At 51.7% G+C, this 19,577-nt stretch carries 10 protein-coding genes, 3 tRNA genes, 3 rRNA genes and 1 pseudogene; 3 read left to right on the forward strand and 14 right to left on the reverse strand.

The window, feature by feature from the left end; genetic code table 11:
* The first annotated feature begins 140 nt into the window (after window positions 1-140).
* Entirely contained in the window at window positions 141-1,940 is a 1,800-nt protein-coding gene (gene lepA, locus I6N93_RS13095) for a translation elongation factor 4 (protein WP_085689594.1), read from the forward strand.
* 137 nt (window positions 1,941-2,077) lie between these two features.
* Here the strand turns inward: lepA and I6N93_RS13100 are convergent, their stop codons facing one another.
* Entirely contained in the window at window positions 2,078-2,878 is an 801-nt protein-coding gene (locus I6N93_RS13100) for a MipA/OmpV family protein (RefSeq protein WP_085689596.1), read from the reverse strand.
* Between the two features lie 1,416 nt (window positions 2,879-4,294).
* Here I6N93_RS13100 and I6N93_RS13105 point away from each other — a divergent pair.
* Entirely contained in the window at window positions 4,295-4,696 is a 402-nt protein-coding gene (locus I6N93_RS13105) for a Fur family transcriptional regulator (protein WP_254900123.1), read from the forward strand.
* Window positions 4,697-4,826: 130 nt separating this feature from the next.
* Here the strand turns inward: I6N93_RS13105 and I6N93_RS13110 are convergent, their stop codons facing one another.
* The 4 genes from I6N93_RS13110 to I6N93_RS13125 are packed head-to-tail and all read right to left on the reverse strand — an operon-like array spanning window position 4,827 to window position 8,345.
* Complete coding sequence (locus I6N93_RS13110) at window positions 4,827-5,678, reverse strand: metal ABC transporter permease (RefSeq protein WP_085689600.1); 852 nt, start codon at window positions 5,676-5,678, stop codon at window positions 4,827-4,829.
* Window positions 5,675-6,535 carry an iron/manganese ABC transporter permease subunit SitC gene (gene sitC, locus I6N93_RS13115; RefSeq protein WP_085689602.1) on the reverse strand — a complete coding sequence of 287 codons (861 nt, stop codon included), beginning with the start codon at window positions 6,533-6,535 and terminating at the stop codon, window positions 5,675-5,677. Before sitC ends, I6N93_RS13110 begins: the two co-directional genes overlap by 4 nt.
* A complete protein-coding gene (locus tag I6N93_RS13120; RefSeq protein WP_085689604.1) occupies window positions 6,532-7,434 on the reverse strand; it encodes a manganese/iron ABC transporter ATP-binding protein in 903 nt (300 codons plus the stop codon). Before I6N93_RS13120 ends, sitC begins: the two co-directional genes overlap by 4 nt.
* A complete protein-coding gene (locus I6N93_RS13125; protein ID WP_085689606.1) occupies window positions 7,434-8,345 on the reverse strand; it encodes a metal ABC transporter substrate-binding protein in 912 nt (303 codons plus the stop codon). The genes I6N93_RS13120 and I6N93_RS13125 overlap by 1 nt, the downstream gene beginning before the upstream one ends.
* 380 nt (window positions 8,346-8,725) lie before the next feature.
* Between I6N93_RS13125 and I6N93_RS13130 the strand changes: the two are divergent.
* Window positions 8,726-8,899, forward strand: a pseudogene (locus I6N93_RS13130) (transposase); the annotation flags it as partial.
* A 402-nt stretch (window positions 8,900-9,301) separates the two neighbouring features.
* Here I6N93_RS13130 and I6N93_RS13135 read toward each other — a convergent pair.
* The 9 genes from I6N93_RS13135 to rluD all read right to left on the reverse strand — a co-directional run bounded on the left by I6N93_RS13135 (window position 9,302) and on the right by rluD (window position 19,548).
* Window positions 9,302-9,378, reverse strand: a tRNA-Asp gene (locus tag I6N93_RS13135).
* A 65-nt stretch (window positions 9,379-9,443) separates the two neighbouring features.
* Window positions 9,444-9,559, reverse strand: a 5S ribosomal RNA gene (gene rrf, locus I6N93_RS13140).
* A 110-nt stretch (window positions 9,560-9,669) separates the two neighbouring features.
* Window positions 9,670-12,576: ribosomal RNA gene (locus tag I6N93_RS13145) — 23S ribosomal RNA — on the reverse strand.
* A gap of 198 nt (window positions 12,577-12,774) precedes the next feature.
* Window positions 12,775-12,850: transfer RNA gene (locus tag I6N93_RS13150), tRNA-Ala, on the reverse strand.
* Window positions 12,851-12,977: 127 nt separating this feature from the next.
* A tRNA-Ile gene (locus I6N93_RS13155) sits at window positions 12,978-13,054 on the reverse strand.
* 71 nt (window positions 13,055-13,125) lie between these two features.
* A 16S ribosomal RNA gene (locus I6N93_RS13160) occupies window positions 13,126-14,668 on the reverse strand.
* Together the 16S, 23S and 5S rRNA genes with 3 tRNA genes alongside form the textbook arrangement of a ribosomal RNA operon.
* 467 nt (window positions 14,669-15,135) lie before the next feature.
* Window positions 15,136-17,709: an ATP-dependent chaperone ClpB gene (gene clpB, locus I6N93_RS13165; RefSeq protein WP_085689459.1), complete on the reverse strand. Its 2,574-nt coding sequence runs from the start codon at window positions 17,707-17,709 to the stop codon at window positions 15,136-15,138.
* A gap of 134 nt (window positions 17,710-17,843) precedes the next feature.
* Window positions 17,844-18,566, reverse strand: coding sequence for a purine nucleoside phosphorylase YfiH (yfiH, locus tag I6N93_RS13170; RefSeq protein WP_085689456.1), 723 nt, complete (start codon window positions 18,564-18,566; stop codon window positions 17,844-17,846).
* Between the two features lie 4 nt (window positions 18,567-18,570).
* Entirely contained in the window at window positions 18,571-19,548 is a 978-nt protein-coding gene (gene rluD, locus I6N93_RS13175) for a 23S rRNA pseudouridine(1911/1915/1917) synthase RluD (RefSeq protein ID WP_085689454.1), read from the reverse strand.
* Between the last annotated feature and the right edge of the window lie 29 nt (window positions 19,549-19,577).

A 19,577-nucleotide genomic window follows, 5' to 3' on the forward strand; every position in this document is an offset into this window, starting at 1 on the left:
CTTTATCATTCGCCCCGGCTATCTACTTTTACATCGTTTTGATTTGCGTTCACTGAATCAATCTTCAGTGGGATTTCCCTTGTTCGCTTGATTAACCGCGCTGGTTGATAAGCGAAACAGTGATGTAAAAGGCTGTTTCCATGTCATTTTCCTCCATTCGTAATTTTTGCATTATCGCCCATATCGACCACGGCAAATCCACGCTTGCCGATCGTTTTATTGAGTTAACCTCTACCGTGGCCCAGCGGGATATGCGGGAACTGCTGCTCGACTCAATGGATATTGAGCGTGAGCGCGGTATCACCATCAAACTGCAAACGGTGCGTATGCGCTATCAGTGCGATGAGGGTCGCCAGTATCAGTTCAATCTGGTGGATACGCCGGGACACGTTGATTTTTCAGCGGAAGTTTCACGCAGTCTGGCCGCCTGTGAAGGCGCAATACTGCTGATTGATGCCACGCAAGGCGTTCAGGCTCAGACCATCGCCCATCTCAATCTGGCGCGACGCCACGGGCTGACCCTACTGCCGGTCCTGAATAAAATCGACAGTCCGCAGGCCGACATTGATAGCGTTATGCAGCAACTGGCCGGCATTCCCGATCTGGATATCAGCACCGTGCTGCCGGTATCGGCAAAAACTGGAGAAGGCGTCGCCGCCGTGCTTGCATTCGTCGCCCGGCATTTCCCTTCTCCGCGCGGCGAATCGCACTCCCCGCTCCGGACGTTGGTGTTTGACTCTCATTACGATCCCTATCACGGCGCCATCATGCATGTGCGTATCGTGGACGGCAGCATCAACGTTGGCGATGCCCTCTGTTTCATGTCATCCGGCGTTCGTTTCGAGGTTACGGAAACCGGAGCTTTCTTGCCTGCGCGCCAGCCATGCAAAAAACTGGATACGGGAGAAGTGGGGTATATCGCCGCCGGAATTAAAGATGCAGGCGCGATCCGGGTTGGCGATACCCTGACGCTGGCGGCAAATCCCGCAACCGAAGCGGTTTCCCGCTATCAGGAGATGAAACCGATGGTGTTTTCCGGCCTTTATCCCGATGCCGATGACGATCTGAAAGGACTGCGCAACGCCATGGATAAGTTGTCTCTCAATGATGCGGCGCTGCACATTGAGCCGGAAGTCTCCGCATCATTGGGCGCGGGTTTCCGCTGTGGCTTTCTGGGGATGCTGCACATGGATATCGTCCGTGAGCGCCTGAAGCGGGAATACGGCATCTCTGTTATTGCCACGGCACCAAGCGTTGAATACCGCGTCTGGTTACATAACGGCCAATGCCTAAGCGTCGATAACCCGGCTCATTTTCCAGGTGAAGACGTGCTGAATTACGTCGAAGAACCTTATATCGTCAGCACCATTCATACGCCGGAGACTTATGTGGGCGCCATGATGGAATTTTGCGCCTCCCGGCGCGGCGAATTTGTAGATATGCACTACCAGGACGGCGGCGTCGTGCGTCTGACGTGGGAGATCCCGCTTAATGAGATGGTATTCGGCTTTTTTGATACATTGAAATCCCTCACCCGGGGCTACGCCACGCTGGATTACGAATTCTCAGGCTATCGCCGCGCCGACCTGGTGCGCTGCGATATTTATCTCGATAACAAACTGGTGGATGCCTTTTCTTTTATCATTGCCCGACAAAAAGCCTGGGCGCGAGCATCCGAAATCGTTAAAACACTTAAATACGTCATCCCGCGCAAGCTGTATCCGGTGCCGGTACAGGCAAAAGTGGAAAACCGCTTTATCGCGCGGGAAGATATCCCGCCCTTGCGCAAAAGCGTTCTGGCGCAAGGATTTCAGGGCAGCGTATCGCAGAAAAAACGGCTTATTCGTGAGCAACGCGAAAATAAGAAGCACAACATCGGTTTTTCAAAACGTGAAATCCCACGTGAGGCATTTATGGCGATTTTGGCGATTGACGGCTGATTATCTATCGCCGTCTGATAGGGCGAAAGGAGCACACACACATGCACCCTGTATAGACGGGGTGCATGTGTCAACCGATCTCAGGGAGAGGAGAAGCTCACGGCGACGGCTCGCCATAAGCGATAAATCAAGTGTGATTAGAAACGATAAAGGTAACCGACGCTGACCATCGTTTGGCTTGAACTGTCGACTAACGGGCTATCTTTGATGGCGCTGCCGAACCGGGTAGCACTCGCATCAAGAAACACGGTATGACGACGCGCCAGGGTGTAATCCATTCGCACCCCCACCTCGACATTGGTGGCGGATTCTCCCTCATAAAAACTGCGGTTTGGACGCGCTTCTGATGTCTTCACGCCATAATAGTAATCAACGAATTTGCTATCCACCCAAGCAACGGCTAACTTTGGCGTTATGCCAAAAGCGCCGTAGGAAAAGCGCCGCTCCGCCTGCAATTTTGCACGAGAGCCCTTGCTATCACCGGAAACGTCGCCGAGAACTTCCGCAGAAAGATCGACGATCCCCGTCTTCCACATCATTGCTCCCCCCGCCCATATACTGCCCTTACGATCATCCATGCCGTCAAGGAACGGTGAGTCATCCGCGTCATAACCATCGCCTGCGTATCTGGCCCTCAGACTCAGGGTAACGGATTCGTTGGAAAGGAGTTTTAAATCCAGCTTTGGAACTGAAGCGCTGATCCATCTGTTTTCGTAAGTAAATAGCGGCAAGGGAAGAACATCAGTATCAATATCACGATAAGGCTTCTGAATAACGGCGACGCCCGCGCCTAATGCCCATGTTGAAGATCCATCCCCGTCGGGCTCATGAGTTTGTGCCGCTGCCATCGGCACCCAGGAGAGCGAAACTGCAAATATCGCCAATGCAGCAGATACGGAACAATTGGTCAATAGGAAAGAATGGGTGGGGTGCTTCATTGCATCGTCCTTATTTAACATGAGAAGAAAGCCCGAGGACCGTCAATCTTGAATCGCCCCCTAAGCCAGAAAAACACATCCATCATTCGCGCCATAATGACCGAACACTCTTTGTGAACCAGTTTGAGCAAACACTCAATCAGCGGGTCTCGCGCATTTAATTTTAATCTAACCAACTGATATTTAACGAAACAGCAGCATCCCAAAGATCCCTCACGGGAGAGCAATATCCACCTGGTCAAAGCGACTCATACAGGATTAAATCCATTCACCGGTAGCGCACCTTCGTACCACTCGTCACATTATTATTTACATACAGCATCAGTAAGATTAACAATAACAAAACGATACTGTTTCGTTTCGTTATTGTCAACACACGGTACAAGGAGAGGCAAGATCTGGCGTAGCGAAAACACAGAAAATCATCATAACTGATTGTTATACATAAGATCTCATACATCAGCTATCGGCTAAAAATGCCGGCTGATAACGTGATCGTATAACACGCCGCTGTGTTGACATGCCCATGAATCAGGGAGTTATTAAGTTAAAGAAAGCCACCTTCAACAAAACAATTTTTTACTCAGTACTCGTTCCAGCATTTCGGCTTGAGTGGTCTCAGCCTGATGTTCAATTCACACAGGTCTTTTTTGCTCATGTTGTGAAAATCAGTGGGCACGTCAGACCCTTCCATAGCAGGTCTATCCATCCCTGTTTCGTATGTTTTTCGACAAGGGGACCGATATTGCTACGAGTCCAAGGGGCGCTTGCGCCTCCTGAACATCAACGGCAGTGGCCAGCACGCCAGCGAATACAGCTCGCGGTATGTCTGACGGCCCGGAATGTCGAAATTAAAATTAACGCACAATGTGCCAAGCCCTGGTCGCCAGCAATGTAAGATTACGCACAGGCAAATATTGCTTTTTCTTGAGACGAATATTCAGATCTATGTTGGTTTCACGCATGCTATTACCCGAGAAGCGTCTGCATTTTGGGGCCGTCTCGCAGGCAGCGCTTGGCCAACGGCGCAACCAGTGAATCACCGATTCATCGCGCAAGGTATTGGTCTGGTATAACAACACCAACAGATGCGCACTTTCGCTTTATTTCGGATTGTAACGATTTTGTTTGGTAACGCTCTTCAGTACCTGAGTCAGAAAGACCAAGAGGATAGAATCCAGACAACCACAATCGCGGCTGATATGCCCGGGCGCACTAGCATGCTAGGATTGAGACTGATATTGCAATTGCGACGCAACTAGCTTAAATAGAATACACTACATAATGGCGCTGTCGGCGATAGCTTTATATAAGAAGCCATTTCGAGCCGTTCTCTCGTAGGACGCGTTTATTTAGTCAATTGGGCCTCAGATGGATATAGATATAGTTACCCTTTGTAAAGGGCACGGCCTCCGGATGACGGGGCCTCGACGCGTCATCATGAAAGTGCTCGCGGAATCGGATGATCATCCTGATGCGATAGAATTGCACCGCCGAGTGACAAAAATCGATCCAGGTATTGCAATCGCGACCGTTTATCGAACGTTAAAGTTGCTTGAAGAGAAGGGTATTCTGGAAAGACATACGTTTGGAAATGGCCCGGCTCGCTTCGAAAGTTCGGATCACGAGCATCATGACCACTTTATCAATGTCGAGACTGGGGATGTGATTGAGTTTCGTTCCGACGAGATTGAACGTCTGCAGGAAGAGATCGCCCGCCAATATGGTTTTTCGATTGTCAGTCACAGGTTTGAAATCTACGTCAAACCATTAGTGCAGCGCGATAAGAAAAAAGCATTGCCAAACCAGAATAATTAGTTTGCCCTTTGGCACATTCTTGCGCTGTCGAACAGTTGCCCTATTCTGCCAGCCTGTATTTTACGCTTTACCTATTAGAAGTCTTCTCTCATCGGCCCCACCCAACCACTCCGCTGAGTGGGCCGAAGCCTCATACCGCCGCCTGCGATGATGATTCTAATCGGGCAGCCTTACGTGTCGCATAGATAAAAGCCAGCACAAAGCCCATCGCTAATAGCAACACAATAGTTGGCGCTGGCGCGCTATCGATAAAGAACGAAACATAAACGCCAGCAAAAGAGCCGAGGACAGCTATAACCACCGACAGGATTAACATGGTATTGAACTTCTTCGTCAGCAGGAAGGCAATCGCGCCCGGTGCAATCAACATGGCGATGGAAAGGATAATGCCTACGGCCTGTAAAGCGCCGACAATAGTCAACGATATAAGCGCCAGCAGACCATAATGCAGAAAATTGACGCTAAGCCCGACAGCCCTTGCCTGCGCAGGATCAAAAGCATGTAATAAAAAGTCTCGCCATTTCACGCCAATAACCCCTGCCGTTACCACTGCGATTAATGCGGCCTCGCCGATATCACCCCAAGAAACGCCGAGCATGTCGCCAAATAGGATGTGATCGAGATGAACCGACGACTGAATTTTGACATAAAGAACCAACCCTAGGCCAAACATGCCGGAGAAGACGATCCCCATGACTGTATCTTGCTTGATACGGCTATTGTCCTTAAGAAAACCGGTGGCGATAGCGCAAAACATGCCAGCCGCGAAAGCGCCGATTGCAAAAGGTATGCCAATGATATAAGCGATCACCACTCCTGGGAAAACGGCATGGCTGATAGCATCCCCCATAAGCGACCATCCTTTCAGCACCAGAAAACAGGATAGGAGCGCCATTGGCACGGCGACCAGCGTTGAGATCACCAACGCATTGACCATAAAACCGAACTGAAAGGGTAAGATGAGTATGTCGACGATGTTCATCGCGTCACCGCCAAAGCTTTAGTGGCTCGTCGGTAAGCCGCTAGCATTCCATGCCGGGGCGCCAGAAAGAACGCAACAAGGAAAATAGCTGTCTGCAAAACGACGATAATGCCACCGGTCGCGCCATCAAGGAAATAGCTCGCATAAGCGCCAACAAAACTGGTGACCGCGCCAATGACGACTGCGATGATGAGAAGCCTAGGGAAGCGATCTGTCAGCAAATAGGCTGTCGCGCCGGGTGTCACCACCATACAGATAACGAGAAACGCGCCGACCGTCTGTAATGCAGCAACCGTGGACGCAGACAACAGGGTGAAAAACATAATCTTGAGCGCGGTCGGATTAAGCCCGATAGAGCGTGCATGGTTCTCATCGAAGAACGTCACCATGAGATCTTTCCACTTGACGAACAATATAGCGAGGGAGATGACGCCTATGATTGCAAGCTGCAGCGTATCCTCCGGTGTGATAGCGAGAATATTGCCCAGCACAATGGTCTGAATATTTACTGCTGTCGGCCTCAGGGAAACCATGAACAGACCGAGTCCGAAGAACGAAGAGAAAATCAGGCCTATAACTGCATCTTCCTTCAATTTTGTGCGTTGATTGAGGAAGAGCATCGCAGCGGCGGCCAACCCTCCGGAAAAAAAAGCGCCGATTGAAAAGGGCAGCCCAAGCATATAAGCACCCGCGACCCCCGGGACGATTGAATGTGACAGCGCATCACCAATCAGCGACCAGCCTTTGAGCATCAGATAGCAGGAGAGAAAAGCACAGACGCCGCCAACTAACGCTGAAACCCACATGGCATTGAGCATGTAGTGATACGAGAAGGGCTCGAGCAGATTGGCGATCATTTTTGGCTCCCGGTGCGTTCTTTCAACACGATGCTTTTTACTTTTCCTCCAGAGAGTATGAGTGGCCGTTCGTCGTCGCTAAAAACGCTGGCGGATGCCAATTTGCCTTCATGCGTTTCATTAAGCACGAAGTGGCGCAATACGCCGCCAAAAGTCTTTTCCAGGTTTTCCTGTGTAAACGTATCACCGGTCAGGCCATAGGCAAGTACCGTACCGTTGATCAGAACTGTACGATCGCAGAATTCCGGCACCGAACCAAGATTGTGCGTGGAAACCAACATAACCCGGCCTTCATCCCGTAACTCACAAAGCAGCTTGATAATCTGGTCTTCAGTCTTGACGTCGACGCCGGTGAAAGGTTCGTCAAGCAGGATGACCTGACCATCCTGCGCCAACGCGCGAGCAAGAAAGACGCGTTTTTTCTGTCCCCCGGATAACTCACCGATTTGGCGCTTGCGAAATTCGCTCATGCCGACTCGGGAAAGAGCGGTATCAACGGCCTCACGATCGACGCGTGTCGGAATACGCATCATTCCCATATGGCCGTAACGTCCCATCATCACAACATCCTCGACGAGCACCGGAAAATCCCAATCGACCTCTTCGGCCTGAGGAACATAAGCGACCAAGTTCTGGCGCAGCGCCGTCTTAACCGGCATACCGAGAACGCTGATATCACCTTTAGCAAGACGCACAAACCCCATAATCGCCTTGAATAACGTCGATTTACCTGAACCATTGACCCCAACAAGCACCGTGATAGTACCTGTTGGAATATGGAAAGCGGCGTCACGAAGGGCGGTGTGCCCGTTGCGATATGTGACTGTAGCATTCATCACCGAAATACCCGTTCGCGCTTCCGAAGGCGCGGAACTGTTGAGAACGTTGCGCTGTTTCATTATCTAGATAATCCTTCAGCCAAGCCTTTTGCCACAGTGTCGGATGTGACACGGAGCAGATCAAGATAAGTCGGCACAGGGCCATCGGGCTCGCTCAGCGAATCAACATAGATAACGCCGCCATAATGCGCACCGGTTTCCCTTGCCACTTGTCGCGCAGGTTTGTCGGAGATGGTGCTTTCGCTAAAGATCCCTGGGATCTTGTTAGCTTTAACGGCGTCTATCACCTTGCGCACCTGTTGCGGCGTACCTTGCTGATCGGCATTAATTGGCCAAAGATAAAGTTCCTTAAGGCCGAAATCACGCGCCAGATAAGAGAAAGCGCCCTCGCTTGATACCAACCAACGTTTGTCTTTAGGGATTTGTTCGAGGCTCTTACGAATCGGGGCGATCGTGGATTTTATCTTCGCTTTGTAGGCCTCGGCATTCGCTTTATAGATTTCGGCATTAGCAGGATCATACTTTACGAAAGCATCACGAATATTATCGACATAAATGAGCGCGTTTTCTGGCGACATCCAAGCATGTGGATTGGGCTTACCTTCATAAGGCCCTTCAGAGATGCCCATGGGTTTGATACCATCAGAGAGCACGACCCCGGGAACATTACGCAAGTTTCTGAAGAATTTTTCGAACCAAACTTCAAGATTAAGCCCATTCCAGAGAATAAGCTGCGCCCCTTGCGCCCGCTGAATATCGCCCGGCGTCGGTGAATAGTTATGGATTTCAGCCCCCGGTTTAGTAATCGATTCAACAATGGCAGCATCCCCAGCCACATTTTGTGCCATATCAGCGATTACCGTAAATGTCGTAACAGCCTTAAACTTTTTCTTGGCTGCGGCCGGTAACGTAGCAACAAGTATAGTGCTCATTATCCCGATCAGAGCGAACGATTTGACTCCATTGAACATAAATACCCCTATAGCGCATGTGCATCTGAATTGCATTATCAGCGGATGGCCCTTCTAATTTATCTTCGGGATGGTCGCAGCTTTGCTGTTCATTTGTTTACTCATATTATGCAATTAAGAATGAATTGCAACAATGACTCATCAAAAGCGACAAAATAAGAAGTATATTATTTATTATCAAGGAATTGATTTAATGTCGGCGTGTAGCATGACCTTGTTCTTGTCGGGTTCGAAGGCAACAGAACGAAAATGCACGAAAAATTTATAACTGATTAATTAAATAGAATATAAAAACTCACTCATGTTTGCTGTTAAAGCCAGGATGCTTTAATTGCTAAGATCTGATAGTTGTCTTCTTCACCATTTGCGGTTCAAAGGTCACTCCACGCGATCGCGAGGCGACTTTTGAACCGCAAATGGTGAACAAAAACCAGCTCTGTATTACCGGGATGGGTAACCAAATCTTGCCGCTACACGGCAAACGCATGACCACTTGTGAGATTGCCGGTGTCTTTAAAGAGCTGTATGGCGCAGATGTGTCGCCGGCGCTGGTTTAGTAATGACACCGCCAGTAGTTGTTGCCGTCAGGTTTAATCTGTAGGACACAGGCTCGTCCGTCAAACAGGGGCAAAGGGCTTCGCGGCGGGTTTTCTTTCTTGACCTCGGAAGAGGAAAGAGGACGGGTGATAATAGACATTTCTGCTTCTTGATAAATGCGGGCCCGGAGGCCATTTTCACAAAGTTGAATGGGTGCAATACTCTGGAATTAAAAGTTTTCCGTCATAAACAATTCAAAATGAGTGTATCGAAATATCCTCATTGAGCGATCTACTCATTATCTTTGGCTTCCGCGGCATGCCGGTGAAAACATTGGGACGAAAAAAAACCGCAAGTCACTGATGAATTTGCGGTTTCTTAACTCAGAGGGATGTATAAAACCCCCAAAGACAATGAGTTGGCGGAACGGACGGGACTCGAACCCGCGACCCCCTGCGTGACAGGCAGGTATTCTAACCAACTGAACTACCGCTCCACCGATTCTGTATCGTTACCGGAAAAAATCCTTCCAGTAACAGGTGCTGTGCACCTTAAATTAATGCCTGGCAGTTCCCTACTCTCGCATGGGGAGACCCCACACTACCATCGGCGCTACGGCGTTTCACTGCTGAGTTCGGCATGGGGTCAGGTGGGACCACCGCGCTATCGCCGCCAGGCAAATTCTGTTTCATTCCAATCGTTACACACGCTCTCCGTGCAACCACCAGAACCAATCTGCAAACAAGCTGAACTTCTTCTCGTCTCTCTAAAACACCTTCGGTGTTGTAAGGTTAAGCCTCTCGGGTCATTAGTACTGGTTAGCTCAACGTATCGCTACGCTTACACACCCAGCCTATCTACGTCGTCGTCTTCAACGGCCCTTCAGGGGACTCGAAGTCCCAGGGAAGACTCATCTCGGGGCAAGTTTCCCGCTTAGATGCTTTCAGCGGTTATCTCTTCCGCACTTAGCTACCGGGCAATGCAATTGGCATCACAACCCGAACACCAGTGGTGCGTTCACTCCGGTCCTCTCGTACTAGGAGCAACCCCCCTCAATCTTCCAACGCCCACGGCAGATAGGGACCGAACTGTCTCACGACGTTCTAAACCCAGCTCGCGTACCACTTTAAACGGCGAACAGCCGTACCCTTGGGACCTACTTCAGCCCCAGGATGTGATGAGCCGACATCGAGGTGCCAAACACCGCCGTCGATATGAACTCTTGGGCGGTATCAGCCTGTTATCCCCGGAGTACCTTTTATCCGTTGAGCGATGGCCCTTCCATTCAGAACCACCGGATCACTAAGACCTGCTTTCGCACCTGCTCGAGCCGTCACTCTCGCAGTCAAGCTAGCTTATGCCTTTGCACTAACCTCCTGATGTCCGACCAGGATTAGCTAACCTTCGTGCTCCTCCGTTACTCTTTGGGAGGAGACCGCCCCAGTCAAACTACCCACCAGACACTGTCCGCAACCCCGTTCAGGGGCCCACGTTAGAACATCAAACATTAAAGGGTGGTATTTCAAGGTCGGCTCCATGCAGACTGGCGTCCACACTTCAAAGCCTCCCACCTATCCTACACATCAAGGCTCAAGGTTCAGTGTCAAGCTATAGTAAAGGTTCACGGGGTCTTTCCGTCTTGCCGCGGGTACACTGCATCTTCACAGCGAGTTCAATTTCACTGAGTCTCGGGTGGAGACAGCCTGGCCATCATTACGCCATTCGTGCAGGTCGGAACTTACCCGACAAGGAATTTCGCTACCTTAGGACCGTTATAGTTACGGCCGCCGTTTACCGGGGCTTCGATCAAGAGCTTCGCCTTGCGGCTGACCCCATCAATTAACCTTCCGGCACCGGGCAGGCGTCACACCGTATACGTCCACTTTCGTGTTTGCACAGTGCTGTGTTTTTATTAAACAGTTGCAGCCAGCTGGTATCTGCGACTGGTATCAGCTCCGGGAGCCAGTCCCTTCACCAACGCCAGCGTGCCTTCTCCCGAAGTTACGGCACCATTTTGCCTAGTTCCTTCACCCGAGTTCTCTCAAGCGCCTGGGTATTCTCTACCTGACCACCTGTGTCGGTTTGGGGTACGATTTCGTGTTACCTGGAGCTTAGAGGCTTTTCCTGGAAGCTTGGCATCGGTTACTTCATCACCGTAGTGACTCGTCGTCACGCCTCAGTGTTAACGGTGTTCCGGATTTACCAAAAACACCCACCTACACGCTTAAACCGGGACAACCGTCGCCCGGATAACCCAGCCTTCTCCGTCCCCCCTTCGCAGTAACACCAAGTACAGGAATATTAACCTGTTTCCCATCGACTACGCCTTTCGGCCTCGCCTTAGGGGTCGACTCACCCTGCCCCGATTAACGTTGGACAGGAACCCTTGGTCTTCCGGCGTGCGGGTTTTTCACCCGCATTATCGTTACTTATGTCAGCATTCGCACTTCTGATACCTCCAGCAGCCCTCACAGGCCACCTTCGCAGGCTTACAGAACGCTCCCCTACCCAACAACGCCTAAGCGTCGCTGCCGCAGCTTCGGTGCATGGTTTAGCCCCGTTACATCTTCCGCGCAGGCCGACTCGACCAGTGAGCTATTACGCTTTCTTTAAATGATGGCTGCTTCTAAGCCAACATCCTGGCTGTCTGGGCCTTCCCACATCGTTTCCCACTTAACCATGACTTTGGGACCTTAGCTGGCGGTCTGGGTTGTTTCCCTCTTCACGACGGACGTTAGCACCCGCCGTGTGTCTCCCGTGATAACATTCTTCGGTATTCGCAGTTTGCATCGAGTTGGTAAGCCGGGATGGCCCCCTAGTCGAAACAGTGCTCTACCCCCGAAGATGACTTCACGAGGCGCTACCTAAATAGCTTTCGGGGAGAACCAGCTATCTCCCGGTTTGATTGGCCTTTCACCCCCAGCCACAAGTCATCCGCTAATTTTTCAACATTAGTCGGTTCGGTCCTCCAGTTAGTGTTACCCAACCTTCAACCTGCCCATGGCTAGATCACCGGGTTTCGGGTCTATACCCTGCAACTTAACGCCCAGTTAAGACTCGGTTTCCCTGCGGCTCCCCTATGCGGTTAACCTTGCTACAGAATATAAGTCGCTGACCCATTATACAAAAGGTACGCAGTCACACCCCGAAGGATGCTCCCACTGCTTGTACGTACACGGTTTCAGGTTCTATTTCACTCCCCTCGCCGGGGTTCTTTTCGCCTTTCCCTCACGGTACTGGTTCACTATCGGTCAGTCAGGAGTATTTAGCCTTGGAGGATGGTCCCCCCATATTCAGACAGGATAACACGTGTCCCGCCCTACTCGTCGAACTCACAGCTCATGCCTCTTCGTGTACGGGACTATCACCCTCTGTCGTGCGACTTTCCAGACGCTTCCACTAAGACTCAAACTGATTCAGGTTCTGGGCTCCTCCCCGTTCGCTCGCCGCTACTGGGGGAATCTCGGTTGATTTCTTTTCCTCGGGGTACTGAGATGTTTCAGTTCCCCCGGTTCGCCTCATGCCACTATGTATTCATGACATGATAGTGCAACGGATTGCACTGGGTTTCCCCATTCGGGTATCGTCGGGTATAACGGTTCATATCACCTTGCCGACGCTTTTCGCAGATTAGCACGCCCTTCATCGCCTCTGACTGCCTAGGCATCCACCGTGTACGCTTAGTCACTTAACCTCACAACCCGAAGGTGTCTCGTAAGACACCCTTCACGCTGCGATTATTTGAGAGACTCTGACGCAACCAAATCACCGCTCAATACTGCACGCAGAGAGATGTTCAGCCGCATCGTTTCAAATTTCAGCTTGTTCCAGATTGTTAAAGAGCAAAATACTTCACAGCATACTGTCGCCAATACGCTCTGAAGTCTTTGTATGGTGGAGCTATGCGGGATCGAACCGCAGACCTCCTGCGTGCAAAGCAGGCGCTCTCCCAGCTGAGCTATAGCCCCAAACGTCACTTACAGTTACCTTTAGATACCACTCATGGAAGAGTTAATTTTTTCTTAGGCAAGGCGTGCGAGGGCGGCGTTTACTCTTGTAAACAAGCCTGAGCATAACGCAGCATAAGAGAAAATTTGGTAGGCCTGAGTGGACTTGAACCACCGACCTCACCCTTATCAGGGGTGCGCTCTAACCACCTGAGCTACAAGCCTATAAAGGTATTTCTGCTCGTTCTTCTTCATCAGACAATCTGTGTGAGCACTTCACTAGCACTTCACTTCGGTAAGGAGGTGATCCAACCGCAGGTTCCCCTACGGTTACCTTGTTACGACTTCACCCCAGTCATGAATCACAAAGTGGTAAGCGCCCTCCCGAAGGTTAAGCTACCTACTTCTTTTGCAACCCACTCCCATGGTGTGACGGGCGGTGTGTACAAGGCCCGGGAACGTATTCACCGTAGCATTCTGATCTACGATTACTAGCGATTCCGACTTCATGGAGTCGAGTTGCAGACTCCAATCCGGACTACGACGCACTTTATGAGGTCCGCTTACTCTCGCAAGTTCGCTTCTCTTTGTATGCGCCATTGTAGCACGTGTGTAGCCCTACTCGTAAGGGCCATGATGACTTGACGTCATCCCCACCTTCCTCCGGTTTATCACCGGCAGTCTCCTTTGAGTTCCCACCATTACGTGCTGGCAACAAAGGATAAGGGTTGCGCTCGTTGCGGGACTTAACCCAACATTTCACAACACGAGCTGACGACAGCCATGCAGCACCTGTCTCAGAGCTCCCGAAGGCACCAAGGCATCTCTGCCAAGTTCTCTGGATGTCAAGAGTAGGTAAGGTTCTTCGCGTTGCATCGAATTAAACCACATGCTCCACCGCTTGTGCGGGCCCCCGTCAATTCATTTGAGTTTTAACCTTGCGGCCGTACTCCCCAGGCGGTCGACTTAACGCGTTAGCTCCGGAAGCCACAGTTCAAGACCGCAACCTCCAAGTCGACATCGTTTACAGCGTGGACTACCAGGGTATCTAATCCTGTTTGCTCCCCACGCTTTCGCACCTGAGCGTCAGTCTTTGTCCAGGGGGCCGCCTTCGCCACCGGTATTCCTCCAGATCTCTACGCATTTCACCGCTACACCTGGAATTCTACCCCCCTCTACAAGACTCTAGCCTGCCAGTTTCAAATGCAGTTCCCAAGTTAAGCTCGGGGATTTCACATCTGACTTAACAAACCGCCTGCGTGCGCTTTACGCCCAGTCATTCCGATTAACGCTTGCACCCTCCGTATTACCGCGGCTGCTGGCACGGAGTTAGCCGGTGCTTCTTCTGCGGGTAACGTCAATCAGCGAACGTATTAAGTTCACTGCCTTCCTCCCCGCTGAAAGTACTTTACAACCCGAAGGCCTTCTTCATACACGCGGCATGGCTGCATCAGGGTTTCCCCCATTGTGCAATATTCCCCACTGCTGCCTCCCGTAGGAGTCTGGACCGTGTCTCAGTTCCAGTGTGGCTGGTCATCCTCTCAGACCAGCTAGAGATCGTCGCCTAGGTGGGCTCTTACCCCGCCTACTAGCTAATCCCATCTGGGTTCATCCGATGGTGTGAGGCCCTGAGGTCCCCCACTTTGGTCTTGCGACGTTATGCGGTATTAGCTACCGTTTCCAGTAGTTATCCCCCTCCATCGGGCAGATCCCCAGACATTACTCACCCGTCCGCCGCTCGCCGGCAAGGGAGCAAGCTCCCTTCCGCTGCCGCTCGACTTGCATGTGTTAGGCCTGCCGCCAGCGTTCAATCTGAGCCATGATCAAACTCTTCAATTAAAAGCTTGATTTGCTAACTTAATAGCGATGCTCAAAGAATTTTACTGTTGATTCGTAATGAATTAACTGTTGTTCACTCTTCAAGACTTTTTCGTATCTTTTGCGATAGTGTCTTGTGAGTGCCCACACAGATTGTCTGATTATATTGTTAAAGAGCGTTTCGTTTCCGCCTAAGCGGCTAACGTGAGGCCGCGTATATTACGCTTACCTCGTTCAGAGTCAACGACTTTCTTCGTCTTTCTCCGACTGTCACCGCGCCGCGTTGTCCGCTTCGCCGTGTCAGTGGGAGCGCATTATAGGGCGTTATTTCGGGCTGACAAGCGTTAAATACGGAAAACCGGCCAACCGCTCATATTTAAACCAAAAGGTCAATTTCAGCCGATTTAAAAACCCAAAATGCGCATTTAACCAACAAAAAACCCGGATTTAAATAATCCGGGCTTTTCGCTGAATGAATCAACCTAATGCTACTGATGCGCGACGATAGACTCACCGTCAAGATCCAAGGTAATTGGCTTACCCGGAAGCAGCTTGCCAGACAATATTTGCTGCGCAAGTGGGTTTTCAATCAGTTGCTGTATGGCACGCTTCAATGGGCGAGCCCCATACACCGGGTCAAACCCAATTTTACCCAGCATCTCCAATGCAGGTTCAGAAATCGTCACGCTATAGCCCCGCTCTTCTAGTCGTTTATACAAGCGCTGCAACTGAATCTGGGCAATTGACATAATGTGTTCCTGCCCTAAGGGATGGAAGACCACGACTTCATCAATACGGTTGATGAACTCAGGACGGAAGTGGTGGTTAACGACATTCATGACCATATCGCGCATCTGGCTATAGCTCATCTCGCCAAATCGTTCCTGAATCAGGTCCGACCCCAAGTTGGATGTCATGATGACCACCGTGTTGCGAAAATCCACCGTGCGTCCCTGCCCGTCAGTCAAGCGACCATCATCCAGCACCTGCAGCAGGATGTTGAAGACATCAGGATGCGCCTTCTCCACTTCATCCAGCAGAATCACGGAATAAGGACGACGCCTTACTGCTTCCGTGAGGTAACCCCCTTCTTCATAACCGACATACCCCGGAGGCGCGCCCACCAAACGGGATACCGAATGCTTTTCCATGAATTCGGACATATCGATACGAACCATCGCATCGTCGCTATCGAAGAGGAATTTCGCCAGCGTTTTGCACAGTTCGGTCTTACCCACCCCCGTCGGCCCCAGGAAAAGGAATGAGCCGATAGGACGATTGGGGTCGGCCAGCCCGGCGCGGCTACGGCGGATAGAGTTCGCGACCGCTTCGACCGCTTCGTTCTGCCCGATCACGCGGCGATGCAACTCGTCTTCCATACGAAGGAGTTTTTCGCGCTCGCCTTCCAGCATTCTCGACACAGGAATACCCGTAGCGCGCGCCAGCACTTCGGCAATTTCAGTGTCCGTTACCTTATTACGCAGCAGACGCATCGTTTTGCCTTCCGACTGCGTGGCCGCCGCCAGTTGTTTTTCCAGCTCAGGAATCTTGCCGTACTGCAACTCGGACATTTGGCCCAGGTCGCCCTGGCGGCGCGCCTGTTCCAGTTCAATTTTTGCCTGTTCCAGCGCCGCCTTAATATTCTGAGTACCAGTCAAGGAGGCTTTCTCGGCCTTCCACTCCTCTTCCAGTTTCGAGTAATCCCGCTCTTTCTCTTCCAACTCGGTATTCAAAAGCTCGAGCCGTTTCAGGCTGGCGTCATCAGGCTCTTTCTTCAGCGCCTGCTGTTCGAGCTTCAGTTGGATGATTCGACGGTCCAACCGGTCCAGCGCTTCAGGCTTAGAGTCGATTTGCATACGAATGCTGGATGCAGCCTCATCGATCAGGTCAATCGCTTTATCAGGGAGTTTGCGGTCTGCAATATAGCGATGGGACAACGTCGCCGCAGCCACAATCGCCGGGTCCGTGATCTGAACATGATGATGCAGTTCGTAACGTTCTTTTAACCCACGCAGGATCGCGATCGTATCTTCCACCGTCGGTTCGGCCACAAACACTTTCTGGAAGCGGCGCTCCAGCGCGGCGTCTTTCTCAATGTACTGACGGTATTCGTCCAGCGTGGTCGCCCCGACGCAGTGCAACTCACCGCGCGCCAAGGCCGGTTTGAGCATATTGCCCGCATCCATAGCGCCATCGGCTTTCCCCGCCCCGACCATCGTATGCAGTTCATCAATAAACAGGATGACGCTGCCTTCCTGCTTCGAGAGATCGTTCAGGACGCCTTTCAGACGCTCTTCGAACTCCCCGCGGAATTTGGCGCCAGCCACCAGCGACCCCATATCCAGCGCCAGCACTCGTTTGTTCTTCAATCCTTCCGGCACTTCCCCATTGACGATGCGCTGCGCCAACCCTTCGACGATGGCCGTTTTACCGACCCCAGGCTCACCAATGAGTACCGGGTTATTTTTGGTTCTGCGTTGCAGCACCTGAATGGTGCGACGAATTTCTTCATCACGGCCAATAACGGGATCCAACTTGCCCTGCTCAGCACGTTCGGTTAAATCGATCGTGAATTTTTTTAAAGCCTGGCGCTGATCTTCAGCCCCTTGTTCGTTCACGTTTTCTCCTCCACGGATTTGGTCAATCGCTTTAGTCACACTATCCATGTTGGCGCCGGCATTCTTTAGCAGATCCGTCAACGTGCTGCGCGCTTCCAACGCCGCCAGAACAAACAGTTCCGACGATATAAAGGTGTCACCCCTTTTCTGAGCCAGCTTGTCGCAAAGATTTAATGTCCGTACCAATTCATTGGAGGGCTGTACATCGCCTCCCGTCCCTTCAACCTGCGGGAGACGGCTTAACGCCTGCTCAATCTCTTGTTTCAGACGAGCGACATTAACGCCAGCTGCGGCTAACAGCGGGCTGACCGTGCTTCCTTCCTGATTTAAAAGGGCACTCATTAAATGCAGTGGTTCGATAAATTGATTGTCTCGACCAAGAGCGAGAGATTGGGCATCAGCGAGGGCAAGCTGGAACTTATTAGTAAGACGATCCAGACGCATAACTCCTCCGATTTATACTGATCAAATGTGCTACTGGAGATTAGATGAGGCCGAGCCCCAAATTTTCAAGATGATTTGTCAGTAATAATAGTAGGAATAATGTTCTACGCGCTGGACCGCCCTAATTCAAAAGGTTATATCAGCCAGATTAAACTTGCCATACGACCGGTCACGCCGTCGCGGCGGTAGGAGAAGAATTGCTGCGGATGGCTTACCGTACAGTATTCTCCGCCGTAAATATGGCTGATGCCCGCTGTGCTCAGCCGCCGTCGGGCTAGCTGAAAGATGTCGGCCAGATACTTATCGCCACGAGCGACAAACGCGTGTGCTGCAGCGGGATCGGTGGCCATAAACGCCGCCCGCACTTCAGCACCGACTTCAAACTGCTGCGGCCCGATAGCGGGACCGAGCCACGCCATCATTTCCGACGGCGCCGCCCGGAAAGCCTTCAGCGTCTGCTCCAGCACACCGGTCTGCAAACCGCGCCACCCCGCATGCGCCGCCGCAACCTCATCCCCTTTCACCGAACAAAATAGCACCGGCAGGCAGTCGGCCGTCATCACCGCGCAGACGTTGCCTGGGCGAGAAGTATAGACAGCATCCCCCGTCGTCGCGGGAAACTCATCGTCGAGATTTATAACCTGAATGCCGTGCACCTGCTGCATCCAATGCGGCTGCGCAGGGAGTTCAGCGTTTACCATCAACCGACGGCGATTTTCCTCCACGCACGCGATGTCATCGCCTACGTGGTTGCCGAGATTGAGAGACGCATAGGGTTCGCTGCTGCTCCCACCGTGACGGGTTGTGGAGCAGGCACAGATGGTCGCCGGCGCGGGCCAGTCGGGCTGAATCAGCATGTCATCACCAGTCCAGTTGTTCCTTGAACTCTTCGGTATCCGCCTTAAGTGCAGCGACTAAATCCACCATGTCCTGGGGCAACGCCGCATGCCATTCCATCTGAATACCAGTGACGGGATGATAGAGTCTCAACATGGTGGCGTGCAGCGCCTGACGGTCAAAGCCGCGCAGCACACCGATAAATTCGTCCGAAGCGCCTTTCGGCGGACGGGGACGGCCGCCATACAGCGGATCGCCGACCAGTGGGTGCGCGATATGCGACATATGAACGCGAATCTGATGGGTTCTTCCCGTTTCAAGACGAAGTCTCAACCGGGTGTGGGCACGAAAGTGCTCCATAATCCGATAATGCGTGACCGCCGGTTTACCCATCGGGTGCACGGCCATGTGCGTGCGTTTTGTGGGATGGCGCGCAATCGGCTCTTCCACCATACCGCCCGCCGTCATATTTCCGATAGCCACAGCTTCATATTCACGCGTGATTTCGCGGGCCTGTAGCGATTCCACCAGCCGGGTCTGCGCCGGTACGGTTTTCGCAACGACCATCAGCCCGGTCGTGTCTTTATCTAGTCGATGAACGATGCCGGCACGCGGCACATCGACAATCTCGGCATAATAATGAAGCAGCGCATTCAGCACGGTGCCGTCAGGATTGCCTGCGCCGGGATGAACCACCAGGCCTCTCGGCTTATTGATGACTAGAATATCCGGGTCTTCATAAACGATATCCAGCGGGATCGCCTGAGGTTCCCAACGGGCTTCCTCTTCGATCAACGCGTCGACGGCAATCGTTTCGCCCCCCAGCACCTTCTCTTTAGGTTTATCAATCACGGTGCCGTTCACCTGCACGCGCTGATCCAAAATCCACTCTTTTAAGCGAGAACGTGAATAATCAGGGAACAATTCGGCCAAAGCCTGATCTAAACGTTGTCCGAGTTGCGATTCGGCCACCGTTGCGGTGAGTTGTACTTGTTGTGCCATAGTATGCCGCTTCTTTTACGTTGGGTTTT

Origin of the sequence: Lonsdalea populi, from assembly GCF_015999465.1 — a bacterium.
Taxonomy (GTDB): Bacteria; Pseudomonadota; Gammaproteobacteria; order Enterobacterales; family Enterobacteriaceae; genus Lonsdalea; species Lonsdalea populi.

Excerpts from the sequence above, each read along its gene's own strand:
- I6N93_RS13110 (WP_085689600.1), bottom strand. The coding sequence starts at position 5,678 with ATGAACATCGTCGACATACTCATCTTACCCTTTCAGTTCGGTTTTATG.
- rluD (WP_085689454.1), bottom strand. The coding sequence starts at position 19,548 with ATGGCACAACAAGTACAACTCACCGCAACGGTGGCCGAATCGCAACTC.
- I6N93_RS13125 (WP_085689606.1), bottom strand. The coding sequence starts at position 8,345 with ATGTTCAATGGAGTCAAATCGTTCGCTCTGATCGGGATAATGAGCACT.
- lepA (WP_085689594.1), top strand. The coding sequence starts at position 141 with ATGTCATTTTCCTCCATTCGTAATTTTTGCATTATCGCCCATATCGAC.
- yfiH (WP_085689456.1), bottom strand. The coding sequence starts at position 18,566 with ATGCTGATTCAGCCCGACTGGCCCGCGCCGGCGACCATCTGTGCCTGC.
- I6N93_RS13120 (WP_085689604.1), bottom strand. The coding sequence starts at position 7,434 with ATGAAACAGCGCAACGTTCTCAACAGTTCCGCGCCTTCGGAAGCGCGA.
- clpB (WP_085689459.1), bottom strand. The coding sequence starts at position 17,709 with ATGCGTCTGGATCGTCTTACTAATAAGTTCCAGCTTGCCCTCGCTGAT.
- sitC (WP_085689602.1), bottom strand. The coding sequence starts at position 6,535 with ATGATCGCCAATCTGCTCGAGCCCTTCTCGTATCACTACATGCTCAAT.
- I6N93_RS13100 (WP_085689596.1), bottom strand. The coding sequence starts at position 2,878 with ATGAAGCACCCCACCCATTCTTTCCTATTGACCAATTGTTCCGTATCT.
- I6N93_RS13105 (WP_254900123.1), top strand. The coding sequence starts at position 4,295 with ATGACGGGGCCTCGACGCGTCATCATGAAAGTGCTCGCGGAATCGGAT.